Here is an 18,632-nt window from a genome sequence, read left to right as displayed (position 1 = left end):
GCAACCGCCCGCGCCGCCGGCGCGCCCGGACCGGGGCCGCGCCGGGTGCTGCCGCGCGCGCAGCGCTTGCTGCCGCGGTGCTGCCAGGGGGGCACCGCGGGCCCCGCGCGCTCCGGGCGCCGCCTCCGCGGCCGTGGTCTGGCATTTGGATACCCCGGCGGCGAGGACGCTCACGCCATGGCCGAGACCCCCGTCATCCTGCTCCTGAACACCGACATTCCAGCGGCCATCGTCTCGCGCATCCGCGATGTCTCGCCGAGGGTGCGGGTGATCACGGCCGCGCAGCACCGCGCGCGACCCGAGTGGCTCGCCGAGGCGGAGGTGCTGCTCACGTCGGTCATCGACGGCCGCGTGCTCGAGCAGGCGCGGGCGCTCAGGTGGGTGCAGACGATCGGCGCGGGGGTCGACCGGGTGCTGACGCCCGAGCTGGCCGCGCGCGAGGATCTCGTCCTCACGAACGCGAGCGGCATCCACGCGCAGCCCATCGCCGAGCACATCTTCGGCCTGATCCTGATGTTCGGCCGCAACCTGCACCACGCAGCCCTGCGGCAGCACCAGGGCGAGTGGAAGAGCGACGATCTCCGCGAGGGCCTCAGGATGCTCTCCGGCAGCACGCTGGGTGTGCTGGGCGTCGGCGCCATCGGGGAGAGGACAGGCCAGATCGGCGCCGCGTTCGGCATGCGGGTGATCGGGCTCAAGCGCAATGCCGCGCCGGTCGAGGGGTTCGAGCGGATCTACGGGAACGCCGATCTCCTGACCTTCCTCGCCGAGTCGGACTACGTGGTGAACACGCTGCCGCTCACGCCGGCGACGCGCGGGCTCATCGGCCGCGACGAGCTCGCCGCGATGAAGCCGAGCGCGATCCTCGTCAACATCGGGCGCGGCGGGACCATCGACACCGACGCGCTCGTCGACGCGCTCCGATCGCGCCGGATCGCCGGGGCGGGCCTCGACGTCACGGACCCCGAGCCGCTGCCGCGCGATCACCCGCTCTGGCGCCTCGAGAACGTCCTCCTCACGCCGCATTACTCCGGCGCGCACCCGGGCTACGTGGAGCGCGCCTCGGAGATCTTCCTGGATAACCTGGCCCGGTATCTGGATGGCCGGCCGCTCGTCAACGTGGTGGACAAGCAGGCGGGCTACTGAGCTGGGCGCTCGGCCGAGCGGCGCGGCCCGCCTCGGGGCGAGGCGGCGCCGCGCCGCTCGGTCCCGGGCGAGCCGCAGGTCAGCCGCCCGCGCGCGCGACGGCGAAGATCAGGTTTCGCTGCAGCCGGATCCCTTCGGGCGCGCGCCGGCGCTCGAGCTCGGCCGCTAGCGCCGCCTTCACCCGCGCGGCGTCCGCCGGGGCGAAGTTGGACAGGAAGTTGCCGAACGAGCTCGCGAGGTTGAACGCGACCACGTCGTCCGTGTCGGCGAAGTGATCCGTGAAGGTGCGGATCTCCAGGTGGAGATCCGCGAAGCCGGCGAGCGAGAGCGTGCTGCCGAGCTCCTCGGAGGTCACCTTGTAGGTCGTGCTGCCGGACGTCTCTGCCGTGGCGGCGATCCCGAGCGAGGAGAGCACGCCTTTCAGCACGACCTCGAAGTCGTGCGGGCGCTCCTTGGAGGCCGAGCTGACGCCGAGGCGGCCGCCCCGCGCGAGCACCCGGCGCGCCTCGCGCAGCGGGCCGAGCTTCTCGGGCAGCCAGTGCAGCACGCTGTTCAGGAAGACGACATCGAAGCTCCCGTCCGGGAACTGCGAGAGATCCTCGGCCCGCCCGACGCTCGCCCGGAAGTTCGGCCTGCGCTTCTTGTTCGCCAGCTCCACGCGGAGCGGCAGCGGATCGAGGCCGACCACCTCCCCGGAAGGGCCGACGAGATCCGCGACATACGCCCCGAGGCGGCCGGTCCCGCACCCGACGTCGAGCACGCGCTCGCCCGGAGCGATCTGCAGATCCTGGACGAGCAGCTTCCCATGGTTGAACTGACGATCGCTGACCCGATCGTACGTCTCTGCCAGAGCAGCTGAATCGAGCGCGAGGCTGACCATCGTGATCCCTTGTTCCCGAGGAGGTCGACTATCGAGGAAGGCGGACCCGAACCGGGAGATCTCCTCGGCTCACCCGATGTCCGACGCAGCGTCCGCCATAAAGGACATTAATCTGCCATAACGGAACAGGCAAGTGTGTTCTCGAGTGAGGAGCTGCCTCATCCGAGGACGTGTGTCGACGACGCCGGACGAACGCCGGACGAACGCCGGCCTGAGCGCCCCTCGGTCATGTCGCGGGGGCGCGCGCGATCGTCGATCGCCGGCGGGTTCGAGCGCCGTCATCGATCCTCCGGCGGCGCCGGCCAGGCCAGGAGGGCGGCGCGCGCCACGCTCTCCAGCTCCTCCCGGCGCGCGCCGTCGCGCGCCTGCACCGACATGCCCTGGAGCACCGCCCCGTAAAACTTGGCGAGGGCAGCCGCGTCGGTCCCGGGGGGCAGCTCGCCGTCCTCGATCCCGCGCGCGATGCGCTCGCGCAGCGCCGCCTCGTTCGCCGTCCGGCGCTCGCGCAGGGCGGCCGCGATCTCCGCGGAGCCCGGCGTGCAGTTCACGGCGCTGAGCACGATGAAGCACCCGGACGGGTGCGCCGGCGCGCTGAAGATCGCCGCGGAGTCCATCAGGAGGCGGGTGATCGCGGCCTTCGCCGTGGGCGCCTCCTCCAGCGCTCGCCTCGCGCCGTCGCCGTACCTGCGGGAGTAGAGGTCCACGGCCTCCAGGAACAGCCCCTTCTTGCTGCCGAACGCGGCATACAGGCTGGGCGGCGAGATCTTCATCGCCGCCGTCAGCTCCGAGAGCGACGTCGCGTCGTAGCCATGCCGCCAGAACACCTGGAGGGCCGCGTCGAGCGCGGCGTCACGGTCGAAGGCGCGAGGGCGGCCTCGGGACGGAGGGGTGGGGCCGGTCTTCATAGCGATCACTACATAATGTCCTTGACCGGTGCAGTTCGCCACTTTATGTATCGGTCACTATGAAATTACGCGCTGCTTCTGCCCTGACCGTCTCGACGTTGCTGCTCGCCCTGGCGCCCTCCGCCCTGATCGGGTGCGCGTCCCCGGCGCCCCCCGCGGCCGTTGCCGCCGCTCCTGCGCCGGCCGCCAGCTCGCCCCTGCCGCCGCCGGTCGACGACGCGCTCAAGCGCCGGCTCGACGCGGTGGTCGACGCGGCGACCGCCGAGGGGCGCATCGTCGGCACGGTCGTCGTCGTCGCCCGCGACGGGAACGTGGTGTACCGGCGCGCCGCCGGCTTCGCGGACCGGGAGGCGCAGAAGCCGGCGCGCGAGGACACCGTGTTCCGCCTCGCCTCCATGACCAAGCCGATCGTGTCCGCGGCCGCCCTGGCGCTCGTGGACGCGGGCGCGCTCAAGCTCGACGACCCGGTCGCGAAGTGGCTCCCGACGTTCCAGCCGAAGCTCCCGGACGGCAAGGCGCCGGCGATCACGGTGCGGCACCTGCTCACACACACCGCGGGCCTCAACTACGGGTTCATGGAGCCCCCGGACGGGCCGTACCACCGCGCGCGTGTCTCGAACGGGCTCGATCAGCCGGGCCTCTCCCTCGCCGAGAACCTCGAGCGCATCGCCCAGGCGCCGCTGCTCTTCGAGCCGGGCTCGTCGTGGAACTACTCGATGGCGACCGACGTGCTCGGCGGCGTCGTGGAGAAGGCGGGCGGCGCGCCGCTCCCGGAGGTGGTCCGCCGGCTGGTCACGGGGCCGCTGGGGATCGACGCCTCGTTCTCCGTCGAGGACGCGGGCCGGCTGGCCATCCCGTACGGGGACGCGAGCCCTGCGCCCGTGCGCATGAAGGATACGCAGCCCGTGAAGTTCGGGCCGACCGAGGTCACCTACTCGCCCGCCCGCATCTTCGATCCGCGCTCCTACCCGTCGGGCGGCGCCGGGATGGTCGGGACCGCCGGCGGCTATGTGAAGTTCCTCGAGGCGGTGCGCACGGGCGGCGGCAAGATCCTGCGGCCGGAGACCACGGCGGCCATGACCTCGAACCAGATCGGCAACCTGAAGGTGCAGCAGCCCGGCGGCACGTGGGGCTTCGGCTTCGGGTTCGCGGTCCTGCAGCAGCCGGATGCCACGATGCCCTCGGCCCCGGGCACCTGGCAGTGGGGCGGCGCCTACGGCAGCTCCTTCTGGGTCGACCCGAGCGCGCGGCTCACGGTCGTCATCCTGACCAACACCGCCCTGGCCGGGATGCAGGGGGAGTACCCCGACGCCATCCGCCGCGCGGTCTACGGGGCGGCGCAGCCGTAACGCGGGCCCGCCCCTGCCGGGCCACGCCGCGCGCCCCACGCGGCGCCGCGCCGGAGCCCCGCGCCGCGCTACGCCGCGGGGCCGATGGCCTCGGCCTCGCCCTCGGCCGGCTCGCAGCTCGCGCAGCCGCAGCTGGCGCAGTAGCCGACGCCGCGGATGTTCCGGAGGACGTCGGCGTCGACCGCGGCGAGCTTCTTCCGCAGCATGCAGACGTGGTAGCGGACCGTCCCGCCGTCGCCTCGCGCCTGGAACACGACCCGCATGATCTCGTGCGGATCCACGGCGCGCGGGTGCTGCTCGATCAGGTACACGAGCAGCGAGTACTCCGCCTTCCTGAGCTGGACGCGCTGCCCGCGCGCCAGGACCTCGCACCGCGACCTGTCGATGAAGAGCGGCCCGAACGAGAGCTGCGACGGGCCGCGCGGCCGGCAGATGCGCGAGAGGCGCGCGTGGAGCTCGACCTCGTCGAGCGGCCCGCGGAGCACCTCGTCGGCGCCTGCCCAGAGCGCCTCGGCGGCCTCCTGGGCGCTCGAGGCGATGATGAAGAGCGGCGCCTCCGCCGACCCGCCGCGCACGCGCAGCGCGGACGCCGCGGCGAGCGCATCGAAATCGGCCACGAGGATGCGCGGCGTGCCCCGCCCCGAGCGATCGAGCAGCTCGACGATGCCGCCGTCGATCTCCTCGCAGACGAACCCGACCTGCTGGCACCACCGGACAAGCGGCTCGCCCCAGGGCGCGCCGCGAAATGTTGCTGAATCTACCAAGACCCGACCCCTTTCGTCGCCATGCGAGGCTGGACCGACGCGCGTGCGTGGCCCCCCTCTCGCCAGCTGAGCGCGGGAAGCTCGACGCCCCCGGGCCCTCGCCGCGGGTCCAATACAAAGGTCGGGCCGACCGCTTTTCGGCGCGCCGACCCCGGTCAGAGCATCTTTTTAAGCCCAGAAATGGCTCGCTGCGGCGAGCGCAGGCCGACGTGCCACGTGCCAGCGTGCCACCGTGCCACCTCCTCGCACCTTTCCGCCACTCGGACGGCTGCGCCGCTCGATGGGGGCGCGACGCGCCAGCAGCGGCTCCGGATCACGGTCGGCCCTGCCGACGACGCTCCACCTTTTGGCGATCCGGGCGCGGTTCGCGCCGTTGCGTCGCAGCCTGCGGCGACGTTCCCGCGGCCCCGGCCCTGACCGTCGATCCGCCTGGGGTCGGCCCGCTTGCTTTCTCCCGCGATGGCTTTGCGGCCTTCGCCTCGAGGAGGGGGTTGCGGGCCTCCGCGGCGCGCAGCCGCTCGAACCGCTCGATCCGGGCGCGGTCGCCGCCCTGCCGCAGCGCCCTCGCCAGGACCACGCTCTTCGCGAGCCGGATGAACCGCAGCCGGTGCGCCGACGTGACGTCCTCCACGTCCTGCGGGCCGGCGCCGGGCCCGAGCTCGAGGTCGTAGGTCGTGCGCAGCCGGTCCTCGCCGCGGAGGCCCAGCGCGCCGGAGAGGCCCTCCAGGGCGGCCCGCTCGGCCGGGGTCGCCCATGCGAGGATCCGGGAGTACGGCGTCGCCATGGTCTCGTGATCCGGTTTGTGGACGAAGCGGCGCAGGAACACGTCGGAGGTGGCGACCGGCACGTCGCTGGTCGCCTGGTGCAGGAGGGCGTACGCGTACGCCTCGTTCATCCCCACGAACCGGTTGCCGTCGAAATCGGCGCCGGTGACGCGCCGGCCGAGGCGGTCGACGCCGGAGAGGGCGGCGAAGAAGACGCTGCTGAAATCGTTGTAGGTCGCCTCGTTGATCTCGGGCGTGCAGCCCGAGGCGGGGCGCTCCTTGGTCGCCGCGAAGAAGCCCACGACGTCGCGCTCGACCAGCGCGCCGTCAGGCCTGCCGCCCTCGAAGAGCAGGTTCGCGAACGCGCCGGAGAAACACTGGGCCATGACCACGACGACGGGCGTGCCTTCGGGCAGCTCCTCGACGCGGGCGGCGAGCTCGCGCACCGACAGCCCCCCGCCGCCCCAGAGGTCGAACCCATTGTTGTCGAGGTCGTTCCGCGGGTTGCGGCTCCCGTGGCCGGCGAAGTAGAGCAGCAGCGGATCCGCCGGGCGCGCCGCGACGAACCGGCGCCAGATCGCGTCGAACCCCGGGCGGGTCGTCGCGCCGTCGATGCGCGGCAGCCGGGGCGCGCGGTACCGCATGCGGCGCCCGTCGAGGTACTGGACGCTCTGCGTGCCCCGGCGCCCGTCCGCGAACAGGACCCTCCGTTCCACCCAGGACGGCAGCAACGTGGTGAAGTACCGGATGTGGGCCTCGATGGCCACCTGGTTCATGGGTGGCCTCGGGCCGCCGCCCACGACCAGCGCGCGCCACGCGGCGGGCTCGGGCGCGGGAGGCGGCGCGGCCGAGGGAGCTGACACGTCCGGCGGGGCGTACTCCGGCCGAGGAAGGCGTGCGGACGCGACCGTGGCGGTCGCCGTGGCGAGGGCGAGCACAGCGGTCCGGAAGAGCAGGCGGTACGCGGTCACTTCGTCAGCCTCGGCCACGCGCGGCGCGGCGCACGATCCTAGGTAGCACCCGCGCGACGCCGGAGCAGCGCGCTACTTGGCCAGCTTCATCACGAAGCCGCTCTCATCGGTCCAGTAGATGCTCGTGCCGTCGACCGCCAGGTCGCGCGGCGCGACGCCCGCGATCACCACGACCGGCTCGCCGCCGTCGACAGGCACCCTCCTGATCTCGGGGGCGTCGCCCAGGTTGGCCCAGTACACGTGGGTCGCGTCGAGCACGACCTCGTGCGACTCGAAGTACCCGGAGGCGAGGACCACGTCGTCGCCCCCCGCGATGGGCACCTTCCGGACGGAGCTCGCGTCTGCGTTGGTCCAGTAGACGTGGGTCGCGTCGACCTGGACCCGGCGGGCGCCGGTCCCGAGGGCGAGCCACTCCGCCTCTCCTCCTCCGATCGGGAGCTTCCTTACCGCGTAGCTGTCGCCCACATAGATGCTCGTGGCATCCAGCGCGATCCCCAGCGGCTCTTCCAGCCCCGTGGAGAGCAGCGTCGGGGTTCCCCCGCCAAGGGGCGCGCTGAAGACGCCGACCGGATCGGTGCAGGTCCAGTAGACGTTCGCCGCGTTCACCGCGATTCCGTACGACGGGCAGCCGTGGGCGATCGTGACCGCCGCGCCCCCTGCGATGGGCGCTTTCATGATCTCGTCCGTGTCGAGGTGGGTCCAGTAAACGTGGGTCGCGTCCAGCGCGATGGCGCGGGGGCCGCCGGCCGCCTCGGCCAGCGCGACCGCGCCGATACCCCCACGCCCGCAACGCCGCAGGTGCACGTACCTCGGCGAGGGTGACCCCGGTAACCTCTTTGACCGCATGGCATTGCCCTCCAGGCATACCCGCACGCTCGCACGCGCGCGCCAGCGTCCGGTCCAATAGCTAAAACCCCACGGATGAGCCGGTCAAGCCGCCACGCGCGCTCGACACCTGCACGAGGACTACAAAAAGGACGGAAAACAAGCCTGGTGTTGCGAGCGTTCGCGTTCTCGCCGCAGGCGAGGCACTTTGTCTCATCGGGCTCGTCCCCGACTACAGCAGAGCTCCCTTCCACGTTCTGACCTTCAGACGGCTGTTGCACGGGTTCAAGCCGCGCACGAGATCCGCTCGCGAACGCTTGACGGAGTCACAGCATCACGCTCGACCCTGCACGCCGCCGCGCAAGGCACACCGTGGCTGAGCTCGGCGCGCGGTGTGCCGAGTCGCCGCGCCGTCACCCTGGCACACACGTTGCCGTTTCGTCTTGGCCTCGACGCACAAGCACAGGAGAAGCGACCATGTCGGCCAATTCATCAAAGACGACCATCGATCACGACGAGATCCGGCAGTGGGCAGAGTCGCGCGGAGGCCGCCCGGCGACGGTGATCCGCACCGAGAAGAACGGCGAGCCCGGCATCCTCCGCATTGATTTTCCGGGCTACAGCGGGGAAGGCAGCCTCGAGGAGATCTCGTGGGACGACTTCTTCGCCAAGTTCGAGGAGTCGAACCTCGCCCTCGTGTACCAGGAGAAGACCGCGGACGGGAAGCCGAGCAACTTCAACAAGCTGGTGAGCCGTCCGGCCGACATGGTCCAGAAGGGCAAGTCGACGTCGGGCGAGGCCAAGAAGTCCGGCGAGGCGAAGAACGGAGGCGGCAAGTCGAGCCGCGCGAAGGCGAGCCGCGACGAGGGCGAGCTGGAGGTCGAGATCGAGCCCACGATCGATCTCGACGAGGAGGAGCCCGGCCAGGCCGAGAAGCAGCCTCGCGGCAAGCAAGCCCGCGAGAAGGGCGGCGAGGCGAGCGGCAAGGGCGAGCTGGAGGTCGAGGTCGAGGCCCAGATCGACCTCGACGAGGACGAGGAGGCGCCGGCCAAGGGGGCCGCGAAGCAGGCCCGCGGGAAGCAGCCCCAGGGGCAGGACGCCTCGGAGGACCACTCCTCCCACATGACCATCGATCACGACGAGATCCGCGAATGGGTGGAGGCGCGCGGCGGCCGCCCCGCGACGGTGATCCGCACCGAGAAGAACGGCGAGCCCGGCGTCCTCCGGATCGACTTCCCGGGGTTCAGCGGGGAAGACACCCTGGAGGAGATCTCGTGGGACGACTTCTTCGCCAAGTTCGAGGAGTCGAACCTCGCCTTCGTGTACCAGCAGGCCAAGGCGAGCGGCGAGCCGAGCTACTTCTCGAAGCTGGTGAGCCGGCCGGAGGACCTGGGCGGCAAGAAGGCCACGCAGAGCAAGGCGAAGTCCAAGAAGGCGGCCTGAGCCCCCGCGCGCGCCGGCAGGGGCGCCGTCACCTGCGCTGCCACGCCGCGCCGTGCGCGAGCAACACCTCGCGGAGCGCCGTCGCCGCGCCCGGGAGCTCGCCGTCGCGCCGCCGGACGACATAGAAGGTCCGGCGCGGCAGCTCGGGCAGCGGGCGCGCGACGAGGCCGCGCGGCACGCGACAGCAGGCGTTGACCACCGCGACGCCGACGCCGAGCCGGACGAAGTGGAGCATCAGCTCCCAGCCGCTGGCCTCGACCGCCGGCTCCCACCGCACCCCCGCCGAGAGCAACGCCTGCGCGAGCATCGCCCGGTGCGGCCGCCCGGGGCCGGGGACCACCAGCCGGGCCCCCTCGAGGTCACAGAGCTTGATCCGGCGCTTCCGGGCGAGCGGGTGCGCCTCGGGCACGACCAGGATCTGCTCCACCTCGGTCAGGCGGTCGGCGGCGATCCCGTCCGGCGTCCCCTCGAGCGGCGCGACGCCGAGGTGCGCCTCGCCCGTGGCGACCGCGTCGAGCGTCGCCTCGCGGTCGCGCGTGAGCAGGCGCAGCGGGGCGGCCGCGCGCGCGGCGAAGGCGCGGATCCCCTCGCCGAGCAGGTACAGGTACGAGCCCTCGCCCGCGCAGAGCACCACCGGCGCGCGGCTCTCGCCGTGGCGGAGCACGTCGAGGAACGACCGCGTCCGCTCGCCCACCTCGCGCCCGAACGCCGCGACGCGCTTGCCGTCGGGCGTGAGCTCGAGCCGCTGCCCGCGCCGCTGGTACAGCGTGACGCCGAGCGCCTCGCCGAGCTTGCCGATCTGGCCGTGGAGCGCCGGCTGCGAGACGTGGAGCGCCCGCGCCGCGCGCGTGAAGTTGAGGTGCTCGGAGAAGACCACGAAGGCGCCGAGCCAGTCGAGGTTTACCATGCCGGCAAGCTATCGCGAAACGCGATAGCCTATCCAGAAATACCGCTTCCGCGTGATAGTGGCGCGGTTATGCTCTCCCGTGATTCGGTGCTTTCAGCGCTCCCGGCGCTCGGCGACGACGCCCGCGATCTCCGCGGGGTCGCCGCGCCGGAGAGGTGATCTCCCGGGGCCCGCCCGCGTGGACCGCGGCTCCGGATGGAAAGGAACGAGGCGAGACGATGGGCCGCGACCGTTTGACCGACACGAGCAAGAAGATCTCCTGGCTGCTCCGCCACGCGGCGCCTTCGCAGGGGATTGCCATGGACGACGCCGGCTGGGTGGCCGTCGACGACGTGCTCAAGGCGCTCCGGATCTCGCGCGCGCTGCTCGACGAGGTGGTGGAGAACAACACGAAGAACCGCCTCGAGATCCGGGGCGACCGGGTGCGCGCCTCGCAAGGGCACTCGCGCGAGGGGATGCCGGTGACGCTCGCCGGCCTCGAGGCGTCGTGGGAGGAGGTCCACGGCGACGCGCCGATCTGGCACGGCACCAGCGTGGACGCGGTCCGGGGCATCGCGCGGGAGGGGATCCGGCCGGCGGCGCGCACCCACGTCCACTGCACCGACGCGCCGGGCAGCGCGGTGGGCAAACGCTCGAGCGTCGACGTGATGCTCGAGATCAGCCCCGCGCGGCTCAGGGCGCGAGGCCTCCGCGTGTACCGGAGCCCGAACGGCGTGGTGCTCGTGCGGGAGGTGCCGGTGGGGTGCCTGATCGGGCTCCTGCCCGTGGCGGCGCGGGCGAAGCGCGACGAGGCCGCGCTCCGGGCGCTGCTCTTCGGCGAGGGCTCGCGCGGGGCAGCGTGAGCGCGGCCAGCGCGCCGCCGCGACCACCGGCGAGCGGCGCGCCGGGGCCGGCACGGGCGCCGCGGCGCCGTGGTAGGCTCGCGCGCATGGGACCTGCGAACGCCCCCGCCTTCCGCCGGCGCGCTGCCCTGGCCTGCGCGCCCTCGGCCGCCCTGATGCTCGCCGCCTGCGGCCCCGCGCCCTACCTGGGAGAGCCCCAGGCGCCGGAGCCAGCGCCCGCGCAGACCGTCTACATCGTCCTCGGCGACCCGCCCCCGGCGGTGGCGGCGGCGCCCGCGGAGGACGCCTGGGTGCCGGACGAGGCCCGCGGCGACAGCCCGTTCGAGCGGACCCGGACCTGGATCGGCGATTACGACTGCCCCCAGGGCACGACCGAGATGACGTTCAGGATCCTCAATGTCCAGGGCGACCGGGTGAAGGCCGTGTTCGGCTTTCACCATGTCGACTCGGGTGCTTCCGGCAAATACCTGATGCACGGCCGCTACGACGCAAGGACACGGACCGCAAGGTTCTCGCCCGGCGCCTGGATCGAGCGCCCGCCCAACTACGTCAGCACTGGCATGAGCGGCGACCTCGCCTTCGACGGATCGCTCTTCGCCGGGCGCATCGAGCACCCGGAGTGCGGCGCGTTCCGGCTGCGGCCCGCCGGCTAGCCCCGAGCGTCACAAGCCTGGCCAGCGATCCCGAGACATCTTGGTGCAAGCGCACCGAGACGCAGCGGCGAAACGATAATTTTCTCTGTATTTTTGCGCCTTCGCGCCTTTGCGCCTTTGCGTTAAATCTCTCTCTTCCCTCGACGTGATCCCTGCCATGACGTCTGACAGGCGGACCTGGCCGCCGCGGCCCGCAGCATCGGCGTTCACTTCCCTCGAGCGTCCGTACTTTCACCAGCGTCCGCCATGGAACCCGCCCGCGCGCAGTATGTGGGTTGCCAGACCACCCGGCGCAGGGTAGAGAGCAGCGCTTTTCTTCAATATCGAATTTGGCGCGATCGCCACGGCACCAAGGGGGGCGCCGGCGATCCGTCGCGGGCTCCGGCCGCGGGCCGGTGGCTCGGGCTTCGGCTCCGACATGAACGATGAGCGCGAGCCGCGGGGCGGCGCGCGCCCGACGCAAGGAGGCATGATGCGTTCCTCACAAGCGAGCATTCTTTACGCGGCGCCGCTCCTCGGCCTGACCGCGCTCTCGGCGTGTGGGTCGGAATCGGAGAGCGACATCGCTGATCGCGCCGGGAAGATCGCGCTCGCTCCGGGCGGCAACGCGCTCTGGTCACGAAGCGCGCCTCACCGCGCCGCGACCGCCGGCGCGCGCGCCGGCGACTCCGAACGAACGCTCCTGCCCCCCACCTGGCCAGATCGACCGCAGCGGCTCCAGCCGCTCGGGAGGAACGTTCAGGTCAACGACCCCGCGCTCGACGACATCGAGGTGTTCTTCACGGATCCGCCGACACGGCCGTTCCTCAACGTCACCCAGAGCGAGACCTCCATCGCGGCGCGAGGGATGGACATCGTCGTCGCCTACAACAGCTCCGCGGGCATCGAGGTCGTGCAGGCCGACGACACCCTCGAGACCGAACGCTGGCTCTTCGGCGGCTTCTCGAGCTCGCACGACGGCGGCAGGACCTGGGTCAGCGGCTTCTTTCCACCGCTGCCCGGCAGCGTCTCCACCTTCGGCGATCCGGTCGTGCGCGTGGATCGCCGCGGGATCTTCAACTTCGTGCAGCTCGGCGCGGACGCGCTGGGACAGACCAACATCCAGTTCAACCGATCCCTCGACGCCGGCAGGACCTGGGGCGAGACCGTCCCCGTGGCGCAGGACCAGGGCGCCGACAAGCCCTGGCTCGCGGTGGGCCCCGACCCCGCGGACCGCCGCCGCGACAACCTCTACGTGACGTGGAGCAGCTACCAGCCGCCCGAGGCGCCCGAGCGCATCGAGCTCCGCTTGGCGCGCTCCACCGACGGCGGCGAGACGTGGACGTCCAGCGTCATCTTCGCCCCCGAGCCCGACCCGGATCCCGCGCGCCCGCAGCAGGCGCTCCAGTTCTCGAACCCCTATGTCGATCCGGCAGACGGCCGGCTCTACGTGCCGTTTCTCCACTGGAGCTTCGCAGACGCCGATTTCGTCCGCGTGCTGGTCTCCGACGACGCGGGAGAGACCTTTCGTTTCCTGGAGATCAACCCGGGCGCGCCGGACCCGACGCTCCTGCCCGCCGTCCAGCCGGGCGAGCTCATCGACTGCGGCGACACAGGGGGCACGCGCCTGTCCATCACCGACGGTCCCCCCCGCACAGGGCGGTTCGGCCTGCCGACGTACATCCATGCCTCCCGTGTGATCACCCAGCCGACGTTCGCGGCGCGGGGCGGCGTCCTCTATCTGGCGTGGTCGGCCTCCACCAGCGAGATGCGAGGAGAACGGGACGCCGGCTCGAACATCCTCCTCATCCGCTCGCTCGACGGAGGCGAGACGTGGACACGGCCCCTCGTCGTCGCGGCCGCGTCCGAGGAGGACATCGAGCACGTCCTCCCCGCGCTCACCATCGGCAGGGACTCGAGCGAGGTGCACGTCGTCTACTACACGCAGCACCGCGACGGATCCATCGACGTGGACATGGCGAGCTCGTTCGACACCGGCGAGTCCTTCGGGGCCGAAGACCGGCGGCGGGTCACGGACACCTCGTTCCGCCTCTCTCCGACGAACATCCCGCTCGACGTGCCGTTCGACGAGCACTACCCGACGACGAACTTCGATCGGCTGGTCGCGCCCTGCTACAACCTCGGCGAGTACCTCGACGTCACGTCGGCGCGGAGCAACGTCTACGCGGCCTGGGGCGACCTGCGCAACCCCATCACCGAGCCCGTCCACCCCGCGGACCCGATCTCGGGGGAAACGCACTCGCAGGCCGACGTCTTCTTCCAGGCCTTCCGGGCGCGCTGAGCGCGAGCGCCGCCCCGCCGCGGCGTCCGCGCGCTCCCTCCTCCACCGCTCATCCGCCGCTCATCCACCGCGCTGGCCCGCGCGGCCGCGCCACGCCGCGCCGGCGAGCGCGGCGGCCGTCGCCGCGAAGATCGCCACGCCGAGCGGCAGGTAAGCAGGCCGGTACCGGAACGTGACCGTCTGGGCGCCGCCGTCGAGCCGGATCGCCGGCGCTTCCGCGTGGCTCTCCGCGCCCCTCCCGTTCGCCTGCCAGCCGGGATCGTAATTCTGGTTGAGCACCAGCAGATCTCCCGCCTTGCCGCCCTCGACGTCGACCACGACCACGTTGGGCGACCACGAGACGATCTTTGCCTCCCCCTCCCCGCTCAGCGTGTAGACCTCGCCGCGGTAATCCGGGTCGCCCCGGCCCCGCGCGCCCTGCCCAGGGACCTTGCCGCTCTCGTCCTTGGCGAAGATCGACATCGGCACGACCGACCAGCACTCGAGGATCCCGGTGTTGGCGATCATGCCGGGGAGCGACGGAGGCGCCCAGTCGGGGCGCACATAACGGAGGTGGGGCGGCACCTTGGCCTCCTGATGGAACTCGGACGTTCGCGGCGTGAGCTTGGGAGAGAGCTGCATCCAGAAGGCGCGCTCCAGCGGCGGGCGCGCCGCGCGGCCGATATCCGCGGCCATCCACGCCACGAGCCCGAGGGCGCAGAGCTCGCCAAGCGGCTGATAACGCCCGAGGCGCTCGAGGGCGCGGCCGATCCCGGCCGCCGCGACGACGCCCAGCACGAGCACCGCCGGGTAGAGCCACCGCGAGGGGACATGCTGCGACTGGAACACCGGCAGTTTGTGGAGCAGGGTCCAGGGCGCGGCGGGGTGGAACGCGCCCTGGCCGAGCGCGGCCAGGGCGAGCCCCGCGCACTTGAGCGGCGTCTCCCGCGCGCCGCGCACGAGGAGCGCCGCCGCCGCGATCGCGAGCAGCGGCAGCCAGCCGATGTACATGCCCCACTCGTGCCAGCCCCACTGCGGCACGCGCACGGGCGCGCGCGACGTGAGCACGTCGAGGAGGAGATCGAGGCCCATGGCCTCCTTCGACTCGGTGAGGCGCGGGTGGCGCCCGAACGCCGACGCGATCGGGAGCAGCTTGGGCGCCGCGAGCCCGAGGCCGACCGAGGCGGCGAGCGCCGCGGCGGCGAGCGGCCGGAGGTCGCGCCGCGCCGCCGCGAGCAAGGCGGCGTAGAGGCCGAGCGCGACCAGCGTCTGGGGCAGCGGGTAGATCGCCCCGGAATACACCATCATCGCGAGGAACGCCCCGGCGCACGCGGCGTCCTGCCAGCGCAGCCGCGGCGCGCCCGCCGCGGGGTCGCCGAGCGCGCGATCGAAGAACGCGAGCGCCCACGGGGTCCATGCATAATAGAGGTGCATCGCGTGGCCCGTGGCGGCCTGCATCGCCCAGCGGGAGTTGACCACGAACACGACGCACGCGAACGCGCGCGCCGCCGGGCTCCGGGTGAAGCGCCCCGCGAAGAACCACGCGCCCAGCGCGGAGATCACGGCCGCGCCGAGCACCTCGACGCGGAGCGCGAGCCGGAGGTCGGAGAGGAGGTACACGGGCAGCCACGGCGAGACCACGTTGGTGTCGCTCTCGACGTACCCCCAGGCGGTGTAGCCGCCGCACGCGTACGGGTTCCAGCCGGGGAACTGGCCGTAGTCGCGCAGGCTCTTCACGGTGAGGTAACGAAAGGACGTCACCATGTCCCAGTCGTGGCCGCCCCACCGATCGAGGTGATCGAACGCGGGGCGCACGACGTACACGATCATCCCGAGCACGATGGCCCAGGCGATCGCGGCGAGGGCGACGCGGGCGGGCCGGCCGGCGAGCCATGCGGGAACACGCATGCGCGGCACTCTACCCGCTCCGCCCGCCGGCAGGTGCGCCGGGCTCGGGCCGGGGCGGAGACGCGCGCCCCGCCGCCGCGCGGCGACGGGGGCCCTCTCACGCCGCCGCGCGGGCCGCGGCGTTCGTCACGGCGTGCTCGACGCGTCCGCCGGATCGCTGCCCTCGTCCTCCTCGTCGCCGTCGCGGTGGCCGTCGCCGTCGCGATCGAGGCCGATGCGCTGCCCGGAGCCGGGCGGGGCGCACGTGAAGGTGAGCTCGTCGCCCTCGTCCTCGACCCGCTGCCGCAGGGCGCTGTCGGAGATCGGCGCCTCGGCCAGCCGGTTGCTCACGAACAGGCCCGCGCCGACGTAGAGGAAGCCCGCCGCGTCGTGGCCTCGCAGCCCCTTCGCCACGAGATCGCACTCGCCCTCGCCGGCGCGCGCGATCATGAGGTCGATGCGCGGCCCGACCACGGGCCCGTTCCACGCGGTGAGCGTCACCTGCTGACCCACGATCGGCGCCAGGTTGCTGTCGAAGGCGAGCACGAAGCTCTCCACCTGCCGCATCATCGCCTCGCCCGCCGGCCCGGGCGGGAACCCGCCGGGGGTCATCGGATGTTGATCGAAGCCCAGGCCGCCGGTGACCGAGCTGAGGAAGCGGACGATCGTGGGGACGCCCCCTTCGTTGTTGAAGCCGAAGCCGCGGACCTGGTCGCCCAGGTGATCGTCGGGGCCGAGGAAGAAGCCGTTGTCCGCCATCCCGAACATGCCGACCTTCTGGTACATGTTGCGGAAATGGGGCGTCTTGAACGCCTCCGTCTCGAGGTCGAACGTGTACCGGCCGTCCGTGCCGAAGAAGCCGGGGGCGGCGACGCCGAACTCCTCGTTCGCGTGCGGATCGAGCACGTGGCAGGAGACGCAGGTGCCCTCCTCGCTGAAATCCGACTTGTTGTTGAAGAAGAAATCGCGCCCGGCCTGCTGATCCGGGGTGAGCGAGTTGTCCAGCGCCCGGATCGGGTTGGGCGGGTAGGTCACCTGGAGGATGAAGTCCGCGAACGCCTGCATGTCGGCGTCGGGGATGGTCGCGCTCCTCCCGAGGAGGTCCACGAACGCTGGATTGAACTCCTTGAACGCCGCGACCTCGTTGAACGTCCCGCTGTCCGGGTGCGCGCTCGCGTTCGCGTCGCCGTCGGTGCGGTCGCCGCGCCAGTGCATCGGCCCGTGGTTCGCCATCCCGCGCAGGCTCTGCGTGGTCATCGGCCCCTTCATCGGGTGGTGCGTGTCGGAGATGCCGAAGTCCAGCGGGTGGGCCTCGAAGGGCCCGGGGATGTCCACCACCAGCGCGTCCGGGTTGCCGAGGTCCCAGGCGAGGCTGTCGAAATCGCCGTAGACGTGGCAGCTCGCGCACGACGAGTCCCCGTGGCTCGAGGCGAAGGACGCGTCGTAGAGGAACCTGCGGCCGGCGATCACGCTCGGCGGCTCGGGGTTGTGCAGCGGGACGTGGGCGACCTCCGCCCTGGTGACCGTGCTGATGACCGAGATCGCGTTGTCGAAGCGCGTCAGCGTGTAGAGGCGCTGCTTCCCCTCGTCGAGCACGAGCCCGGTCGGGCCGCCGCCGGGCACGACGATATGGTTGGCGGCGCTCGGCGTGAACGTGTCGTTCTCGAGGGCGGCGGTGCTGTAGACCCCGATCTTCGATGACCCGATCGCCGCGACGTAGAGCGTGCCGCCGTCGCTCGTCACGGCCATCTGCTGAGGGATCGCGAGGCTCTTCTGGTTCTCGGCGTTCGGGAGCGGCGCGCAGCAGGCGTCGTAGTCGATGTGTTTGTTGAGGTGCCGCGGGGCGACGCCGCCGGACGGGTCGAGGACGGTGATCCTGCTCTCGTGGAGGTGGCCTCGGAGGCTGTGGCCGGCGAAGATCCCGGGCCCTTCGAAGCGCTTGTCGTTGCCCGCCTCGGTGTTCGATACGTACACCTTCCCGCTCACCGGGTTCACGACCATGTTGAAGAGGATCGTGCCGACGCCGGCGTAGAACCCGCCGCTGCCGGGGAGCTGCGCCGGCGGGCTCGCGTTCGCGTCGATGACGAACACGTCCTTGTCGGGCAGCGAGAGCCGGACCTTGCTGTCCCAGTTCCGGTTCAGCTCGTCGGTCCAGTGAACGCCGTTGTGCTTGAGGATGATCGCCGTCTCGGGGCGCGGGATCCCCTCGACGTTGGTGTCCGGCCCGGGCAAGCCCCCGGCCGCCTCCCCGCCGTTCGGGACCAGGGCCTCGTGGATCGACGTGGTGCGGTTGCCGGAGTGGAAGGCCGCCGCGTAGACCTTGCTGCCGTCCGGGGTCACGGCGAGGGCGCGCGGGGTGTCGCTGAACAGCTTGACGATCGTGAGCGGCGTGCCGCCAAGCGTCGCGCCGAGGTTGTCGGCGTCGAAGACCCAGACGTCCGCGCGGCCCACGCCGGGCGTGGTGAGCTGGGGGTCGTAGGGGACGTTCTGGCCCCGGTGGGCCGTCGTGATGAAGGCGCGGTCCCGCCCCGGACCGGCGAAGACGATGTCCCGCGGCTCGTCGCCCACGAGCAGGGTCCGCACGACGCGGCCCGTGTGCGCCCCCTGGGTCAGCTCGACGACGCTCACGCTGTCGGACAGGTGGTTGACGACCCAGACCTCGTTGTCGTTGCGCACCGCGACGGCCACCGGCTCGAGGCCGACCGGGATGGAGGCGCGGCGCTCGAGGCCATTGTTCTTGACGCGGAACACCTCGAGGTGGTTGTCCGGCGTATTGACGGCGAAGAGCAGCTTGCCGTCGGAGGAGAACGCGAGCGGGCGCACATGGCCGCTCTCGAAGAGCGTGAACGACGACGCCTCGGCGGACCTGCCCGCCGCGAGGCACGCGAGCAGGGCAGAGGCTGTGACGAGGCGCGATAAACCGTGGCGTGCGATGGACGGCTGGGCCATAGGCCACCTCCCGGAGTGGTGGTCTCCGTTGATCTGGGAAGGACTTGGGTGGGAGAACGAGCCTGAGCGGCGAAGCGCAGGCAGGAA

At 71.9% G+C, this 18,632-nt stretch carries 14 protein-coding genes; 6 read left to right on the top strand and 8 right to left on the bottom strand.

Annotation, left to right across the window (positions count from 1 at the left end):
• The first annotated feature begins 177 nt into the window (after window positions 1-177).
• Window positions 178-1,146, top strand: a complete 969-nt coding sequence (locus tag WMF43_RS11620) for a D-2-hydroxyacid dehydrogenase (RefSeq protein WP_437679767.1) — start codon at window positions 178-180, stop codon at window positions 1,144-1,146.
• Between the two features lie 79 nt (window positions 1,147-1,225).
• Here WMF43_RS11620 and WMF43_RS11615 read toward each other — a convergent pair whose 3' ends face one another.
• Window positions 1,226-2,026, bottom strand: a complete 801-nt coding sequence (locus WMF43_RS11615; RefSeq protein WP_437679766.1) for a class I SAM-dependent methyltransferase — start codon at window positions 2,024-2,026, stop codon at window positions 1,226-1,228.
• Window positions 2,027-2,304: 278 nt separating this feature from the next.
• Window positions 2,305-2,931 carry a TetR/AcrR family transcriptional regulator gene (locus tag WMF43_RS11610; protein WP_437679764.1) on the bottom strand — a complete coding sequence of 209 codons (627 nt, stop codon included), beginning with the start codon at window positions 2,929-2,931 and terminating at the stop codon, window positions 2,305-2,307.
• A 59-nt stretch (window positions 2,932-2,990) separates the two neighbouring features.
• On the opposite strand from WMF43_RS11610, the gene WMF43_RS11605 reads away from it, so the two are divergent.
• Entirely contained in the window at window positions 2,991-4,280 is a 1,290-nt protein-coding gene (locus WMF43_RS11605) for a serine hydrolase domain-containing protein (protein WP_437679762.1), read from the top strand.
• Between the two features lie 68 nt (window positions 4,281-4,348).
• Here the strand turns inward: WMF43_RS11605 and WMF43_RS11600 are convergent, their stop codons facing one another.
• The 3 genes from WMF43_RS11600 to WMF43_RS11590 all read right to left on the bottom strand — a co-directional run bounded on the left by WMF43_RS11600 (window position 4,349) and on the right by WMF43_RS11590 (window position 7,583).
• On the bottom strand, window positions 4,349-5,044 hold the full coding sequence (locus tag WMF43_RS11600) for a response regulator transcription factor (RefSeq protein WP_437679760.1): 696 nt from the start codon (window positions 5,042-5,044) through the stop codon (window positions 4,349-4,351).
• A gap of 313 nt (window positions 5,045-5,357) precedes the next feature.
• Window positions 5,358-6,779, bottom strand: a complete 1,422-nt coding sequence (locus WMF43_RS11595) for a hypothetical protein (RefSeq protein WP_437679758.1) — start codon at window positions 6,777-6,779, stop codon at window positions 5,358-5,360.
• A 72-nt stretch (window positions 6,780-6,851) separates the two neighbouring features.
• Entirely contained in the window at window positions 6,852-7,583 is a 732-nt protein-coding gene (locus WMF43_RS11590) for a hypothetical protein (protein WP_437679756.1), read from the bottom strand.
• Between the two features lie 498 nt (window positions 7,584-8,081).
• On the opposite strand from WMF43_RS11590, the gene WMF43_RS11585 reads away from it, so the two are divergent.
• Window positions 8,082-9,047 (top strand): hypothetical protein, encoded by a 966-nt coding sequence (locus WMF43_RS11585; RefSeq protein WP_437679754.1) that lies wholly within the window; start codon window positions 8,082-8,084, stop codon window positions 9,045-9,047.
• Between the two features lie 28 nt (window positions 9,048-9,075).
• Here the strand turns inward: WMF43_RS11585 and WMF43_RS11580 are convergent, their stop codons facing one another.
• Window positions 9,076-9,954 carry a LysR family transcriptional regulator gene (locus tag WMF43_RS11580; RefSeq protein WP_437679752.1) on the bottom strand — a complete coding sequence of 293 codons (879 nt, stop codon included), beginning with the start codon at window positions 9,952-9,954 and terminating at the stop codon, window positions 9,076-9,078.
• Between the two features lie 218 nt (window positions 9,955-10,172).
• On the opposite strand from WMF43_RS11580, the gene WMF43_RS11575 reads away from it, so the two are divergent.
• The 3 genes from WMF43_RS11575 to WMF43_RS11565 all read left to right on the top strand — a co-directional run bounded on the left by WMF43_RS11575 (window position 10,173) and on the right by WMF43_RS11565 (window position 13,730).
• Window positions 10,173-10,796, top strand: a complete 624-nt coding sequence (locus tag WMF43_RS11575) for an RNA 2'-phosphotransferase (RefSeq protein ID WP_437679750.1) — start codon at window positions 10,173-10,175, stop codon at window positions 10,794-10,796.
• A gap of 86 nt (window positions 10,797-10,882) precedes the next feature.
• Window positions 10,883-11,449, top strand: a complete 567-nt coding sequence (locus tag WMF43_RS11570; RefSeq protein ID WP_437679748.1) for a hypothetical protein — start codon at window positions 10,883-10,885, stop codon at window positions 11,447-11,449.
• 469 nt (window positions 11,450-11,918) lie between these two features.
• Window positions 11,919-13,730: a sialidase family protein gene (locus WMF43_RS11565; protein ID WP_437679746.1), complete on the top strand. Its 1,812-nt coding sequence runs from the start codon at window positions 11,919-11,921 to the stop codon at window positions 13,728-13,730.
• A 60-nt stretch (window positions 13,731-13,790) separates the two neighbouring features.
• Here WMF43_RS11565 and WMF43_RS11560 read toward each other — a convergent pair whose 3' ends face one another.
• Together WMF43_RS11560 and WMF43_RS11555 are read right to left on the bottom strand one after the other, a co-directional pair.
• Window positions 13,791-15,617: a hypothetical protein gene (locus WMF43_RS11560; RefSeq protein WP_437679744.1), complete on the bottom strand. Its 1,827-nt coding sequence runs from the start codon at window positions 15,615-15,617 to the stop codon at window positions 13,791-13,793.
• Between the two features lie 126 nt (window positions 15,618-15,743).
• Complete coding sequence (locus WMF43_RS11555) at window positions 15,744-18,545, bottom strand: hypothetical protein (RefSeq protein ID WP_437679743.1); 2,802 nt, start codon at window positions 18,543-18,545, stop codon at window positions 15,744-15,746.
• Window positions 18,546-18,632: the final 87 nt, after the last annotated feature.

The organism is Sorangium sp. So ce131 (assembly GCF_051519095.1).
GTDB lineage: Bacteria > Myxococcota_A > Polyangia > Polyangiales > Polyangiaceae > Sorangium.
This window is presented reverse-complemented; position numbering and strand designations above follow the sequence as displayed.

What these genes read in the sequence shown, in the direction of transcription:
- WMF43_RS11560 (WP_437679744.1), bottom strand. Translation starts at nt 15,617, where the DNA reads ATGCGTGTTCCCGCATGGCTCGCCGGCCGGCCCGCCCGCGTCGCCCTC.
- WMF43_RS11580 (WP_437679752.1), bottom strand. Translation starts at nt 9,954, where the DNA reads ATGGTAAACCTCGACTGGCTCGGCGCCTTCGTGGTCTTCTCCGAGCAC.
- WMF43_RS11565 (WP_437679746.1), top strand. Translation starts at nt 11,919, where the DNA reads ATGATGCGTTCCTCACAAGCGAGCATTCTTTACGCGGCGCCGCTCCTC.
- WMF43_RS11575 (WP_437679750.1), top strand. Translation starts at nt 10,173, where the DNA reads ATGGGCCGCGACCGTTTGACCGACACGAGCAAGAAGATCTCCTGGCTG.
- WMF43_RS11585 (WP_437679754.1), top strand. Translation starts at nt 8,082, where the DNA reads ATGTCGGCCAATTCATCAAAGACGACCATCGATCACGACGAGATCCGG.
- WMF43_RS11605 (WP_437679762.1), top strand. Translation starts at nt 2,991, where the DNA reads ATGAAATTACGCGCTGCTTCTGCCCTGACCGTCTCGACGTTGCTGCTC.
- WMF43_RS11610 (WP_437679764.1), bottom strand. Translation starts at nt 2,931, where the DNA reads ATGAAGACCGGCCCCACCCCTCCGTCCCGAGGCCGCCCTCGCGCCTTC.
- WMF43_RS11555 (WP_437679743.1), bottom strand. Translation starts at nt 18,545, where the DNA reads ATGGCCCAGCCGTCCATCGCACGCCACGGTTTATCGCGCCTCGTCACA.
- WMF43_RS11615 (WP_437679766.1), bottom strand. Translation starts at nt 2,026, where the DNA reads ATGGTCAGCCTCGCGCTCGATTCAGCTGCTCTGGCAGAGACGTACGAT.
- WMF43_RS11570 (WP_437679748.1), top strand. Translation starts at nt 10,883, where the DNA reads ATGGGACCTGCGAACGCCCCCGCCTTCCGCCGGCGCGCTGCCCTGGCC.
- WMF43_RS11620 (WP_437679767.1), top strand. Translation starts at nt 178, where the DNA reads ATGGCCGAGACCCCCGTCATCCTGCTCCTGAACACCGACATTCCAGCG.